Here is a 3,645-nt window from a genome sequence, read left to right as displayed (position 1 = left end):
GCGCCTCGCGCAGGATCTCGCGCAGGATCTCGTAGCAGACCGTGCGCGGCGTGCGCACGTTACCGCGCGACTCGCACATGGGGCAGGGCTCGCACAGCTGGTGCGCCAGCGAATCACGGGTGCGCTTGCGCGTCATTTCCACCAGGCCCAGCTGGATGTCGTCGACGGACAGGGCGCGATGCACGGCCTGCTCGTGAAAGCGGCGCAGGGCGCGGCCGGCCAGTTCGCCGCGTTCGCCTTCCAGCGTGACGCGGCTGCCGCGCCGTGACAGGGACACCCCCATGCCATCGGCCAGCTGGCGCAGGTTTTCGTCCAGCGGGCCGCACAGATTGGCCAGATGGGTGTTGTCGCCCTCTAGCACGACCACCACGGGCATGCTACGGCGGGAACGGCTGCGGGTGGCGCTCATGCGTGGCCTTGTTCAGGACGGTCGACATCCGCCACGCGGGCGCGCAGCGAATTGGGGTAGGCCTCGGTGATGACCACATCGACCATCTGGCCGATGAGGCGCGCCGGGGCTGCGAAGTTGACGATGCGGTTGTTCTCGGTGCGGCCCATCAGTTCGTTGGGGTCGCGCCGCGACGGGCCTTCCACCAGCAGGCGCTGGCGCGTGCCCACCATGGCACGGGCGATATCGGCGGCCTGCTGGTTGATCAGCGCCTGCAATTGCTGCAGCCTGCGCAGCTTGATGTCTTGCGGGGTGTCGTCGGCCAGGTCGGCCGCGGGCGTGCCGGGCCGGCGCGAATAGACGAACGAGAACGACGTGTCGAAGCCCACGTCTTCGATCAGCTTCATGGTTTTCTGGAAGTCTTCCTCGGTTTCGCCGGGGAAACCCACGATGAAGTCGGACGACAGTGTCAGCCCGGGGCGCGCCGCGCGCAGGCGCCGCACCACCGACTTGAATTCCAGCGTGGTGTAGCCGCGCTTCATGGCCGCCAGCACGCGGTCGCTGCCGGCCTGCACCGGCAGGTGCAGGAATGAGACCAGCTTGGGCAGGTTGGCGTAGGCGTCCACCATGCGCTGGGTCATTTCCTTGGGGTGCGACGTGGTGTAGCGGATGCGCTCGATGCCCGGAATTTCGTGCACGTATTCCAGCAGCGTGGCGAAATCGGCGATTTCGCCGCTGTCGCCCATGGCGCCGCGGTAGGCGTTTACATTCTGGCCCAGCAGGGTGACTTCTTTCACGCCCTGGTCGGCCAGGTCGGCCACTTCGACCAGCACGTCGTCGAAGGGGCGCGAGACTTCTTCGCCGCGCGTATAGGGCACCACGCAGAAGCTGCAGTACTTGCTACAGCCTTCCATGATGGACACGAACGCCGTGGCGCCGTCGACGCGCGGCGGGGGCATGGCGTCGAACTTTTCGATTTCGGGAAAGCTGATGTCCACCTGCGAACGCCCGGACGCGCGGCGGCGGCTGATCAGGTCGGGCAGGCGGTGCAGGGTTTGCGGGCCGAATACCACGTCGACATAGGGCGCGCGCTTGACGATGGCTTCGCCTTCCTGGCTGGCGACGCAGCCGCCCACCCCGATCACCAGGTTGGGATTGAGCTTTTTCAGGTGCTGGACGCGGCCCAGGTCCGAGAACACCTTTTCCTGGGCTTTTTCACGCACCGAACAGGTGTTGAACAGGATGACGTCGGCGTCTTCGGGGTTGTTGGTAATTTCCAGGCCTTGGTCGCCGCGCAGTACGTCGACCATTTTGTCGGAATCGTACTCGTTCATCTGGCAGCCGAAGGTGCGGATGTACAGTTTGCGGGTGGAGTTGGAGGGCGTAGCGGCGGCAGGGGCGCCTGCGCGCTTGATCGAGGTTTCTTGCATGTCGTGCGCCGTGACGGGTGTAGATCCCGGGGGCGGAAAGGTAGGAGAAACGCGGATTTTAACGCGTCGATGCAATCCCGGTCTTGGAGCGGACGCAATTGGCGTATACGATGTCAGCCGCGCGATCATGCCCAGGCCGGGTCGCCCCACGTTCCGATTCCCACTTTTCCTGCCCATGACATCGCCGCGCGGCCTGCCCCCGACCTCCCTGCCTGCCCATGCGCCCCTAGCCATGCCCGCCCATTCTTCCCGGCCGTTTCGTGGCGTGGCGCTTACCGCCTGCTTTGCCGTAGTGCTGCTGCTGATGAGCCGCTGGATCGACCAGCCGCTGACCCACGCCATTGAACGCTACGTGCCCGAATCGGTGAACGAGGTGTTCAACCAGATCGGCGACCTGGGCGACAGCGAGGGTTACATCCTGGCCGGGCTGCTGGTGTACGTGCTGTCCCTGGTGGGCATGCGGCGCGGCTGGACCTGCCCGGTGCGGGTCGGCTTCGAACAACTGGCTCGCTACAGCATGCTGCTGCTGGGCACCATGGCCATTGGCGGCCTGATCACCCTGGTGCTGAAGAAAATCGTGGCCCGCACACGCCCCGAGGTGCTGCTGGAACAGGGCTGGCACGGCCTGGGTGTGCCGTTTGCCGGCGACCCGTTCGATTCTTTCCCGTCCAGCCATACCCTGACCGCCTTCGCCGTGGCCGCCGTCATCGGTGAAATCGCGCCACGCTGGCGCATGCCGGTGATGTTGCTGGCCGCCCTGGTGGCCATCAGCCGGGTGATCAACCGCGACCACTTCCTGTCCGATGTCACCACGGCGGCCTTCATCGGCATCATGGTGGCGCACTACCTGGCGCCGTACATCTTGGCAGAACGCTACCGCTGGATGCTGCGCGCGCCCTGGCACTGGCGGCGCGGCGCCTGATATTCTGCGGGCATATCGTTCCCGGTTTCCGCGCATGTCACACGATCAGCCCGCCATCGAAATCCGCAGGGCCATGCCGGACGATGACGCCGAGCCGCTTACCGCGCTGCTTCATCGTGCCTATGCGCGGCTGGGCGCCATGGGCCTGAATTTCATGGCCGTGGACCAGAGCGCCGAAGTGACGCGCCAACGCATGCTGGCGGCGGAATGTTATCTGGCCCTGCTACGTGGAACCATCGTGGGCACCGTGGTGTTCAAGCCGCCGGCCCGGACGCGGGGCTCGCCCTGGCTGGATCGTCCCGACGTAGCCGGCCTGGCGCAATTGGCGGTTGACCCGGCTATGCAGCAATGCGGGCTGGGCGCGCGCCTGGTGGACTGGGCCGAAGCCAGGGCCGCCGCCTGCGGCGCCAGGGAAATCGCGCTGGATACGGCCGAGCCCGCGGAACACCTGCGCGCATGGTACGAACGGCAGGGTTATCGGGTGATTGAATACGCCCAATGGGCCCATGCCAACTACCGCAGCGTGGTCATGAGCAAGCCGCTGGCATGAAACGCGCTTTGCGCGGCGCGCCGGCAGCCGGCACCGGGGCGTTTGGGTTTACTGCGCCGCCGGCGCCACCGCCGTCGTACCCTCGATCAGGGAACTACCGGCGCTCCTGGAACCCCGCGCCGCCCACCTATAGCGCGGAGGCACGGCTCAGCGCTGGACCCCGCCACATGGGCTAGCAGCGGGTACCGTCGGCGGGCAGCTTGCCGTCCAGGAAGTAGTCGTCGACGGCGGTGGAGACGCAGCGGTTGGAGCGGCCGTAGGCGGTGTGTCCTTCGCCCTGCCAGGTCACTAGGGATGCGTTGCCGAGCTGCTTCCGCATGGCCTCGGCCCAGGCAATCGGGGTGGCGGGATCGCC

At 66.6% G+C, this 3,645-nt stretch carries 4 protein-coding genes and 1 pseudogene; 2 read left to right on the top strand and 3 right to left on the bottom strand.

The genetic code is table 11. From position 1 onward, the window contains the following. Both LPZ50_RS22990 and miaB read right to left on the bottom strand, forming a co-directional pair. Positions 1–409, bottom strand: a pseudogene (locus LPZ50_RS22990) (PhoH family protein); the annotation flags it as partial. Next, entirely contained in the window at positions 406–1,818 is a 1,413-nt protein-coding gene (gene miaB, locus LPZ50_RS22985) for a tRNA (N6-isopentenyl adenosine(37)-C2)-methylthiotransferase MiaB (RefSeq protein ID WP_230665141.1), read from the bottom strand. The pseudogene LPZ50_RS22990 and the gene miaB, both read right to left, overlap by 4 nt. 232 nt (positions 1,819–2,050) lie before the next feature. Between miaB and LPZ50_RS22980 the strand changes: the two genes are divergently transcribed. Then, entirely contained in the window at positions 2,051–2,740 is a 690-nt protein-coding gene (locus tag LPZ50_RS22980) for a phosphatase PAP2 family protein (RefSeq protein ID WP_230665140.1), read from the top strand. A gap of 34 nt (positions 2,741–2,774) precedes the next feature. Then, complete coding sequence (locus LPZ50_RS22975; RefSeq protein ID WP_230665138.1) at positions 2,775–3,290, top strand: GNAT family N-acetyltransferase; 516 nt, start codon at positions 2,775–2,777, stop codon at positions 3,288–3,290. A 172-nt stretch (positions 3,291–3,462) separates the two neighbouring features. Here the strand turns inward: LPZ50_RS22975 and LPZ50_RS22970 are convergent. Next, a partial coding sequence (locus LPZ50_RS22970; protein WP_230665137.1) for an alpha/beta hydrolase occupies positions 3,463–3,645 on the bottom strand: 183 nt, incomplete at its 5' end.

The sequence above is a fragment of the Bordetella petrii genome, from assembly GCF_020991325.1.
Lineage (GTDB): Bacteria > Pseudomonadota > Gammaproteobacteria > Burkholderiales > Burkholderiaceae_B > Bordetella_A > Bordetella_A petrii_E.
Note: the sequence above shows the minus strand (reverse complement) of the source record. Positions and strands in the feature narration are given on the sequence as shown.

Excerpts from the sequence above, each read along its gene's own strand:
- LPZ50_RS22980 (WP_230665140.1), top strand. The coding sequence starts at position 2,051 with ATGCCCGCCCATTCTTCCCGGCCGTTTCGTGGCGTGGCGCTTACCGCC.
- miaB (WP_230665141.1), bottom strand. The coding sequence starts at position 1,818 with ATGCAAGAAACCTCGATCAAGCGCGCAGGCGCCCCTGCCGCCGCTACG.
- LPZ50_RS22975 (WP_230665138.1), top strand. The coding sequence starts at position 2,775 with ATGTCACACGATCAGCCCGCCATCGAAATCCGCAGGGCCATGCCGGAC.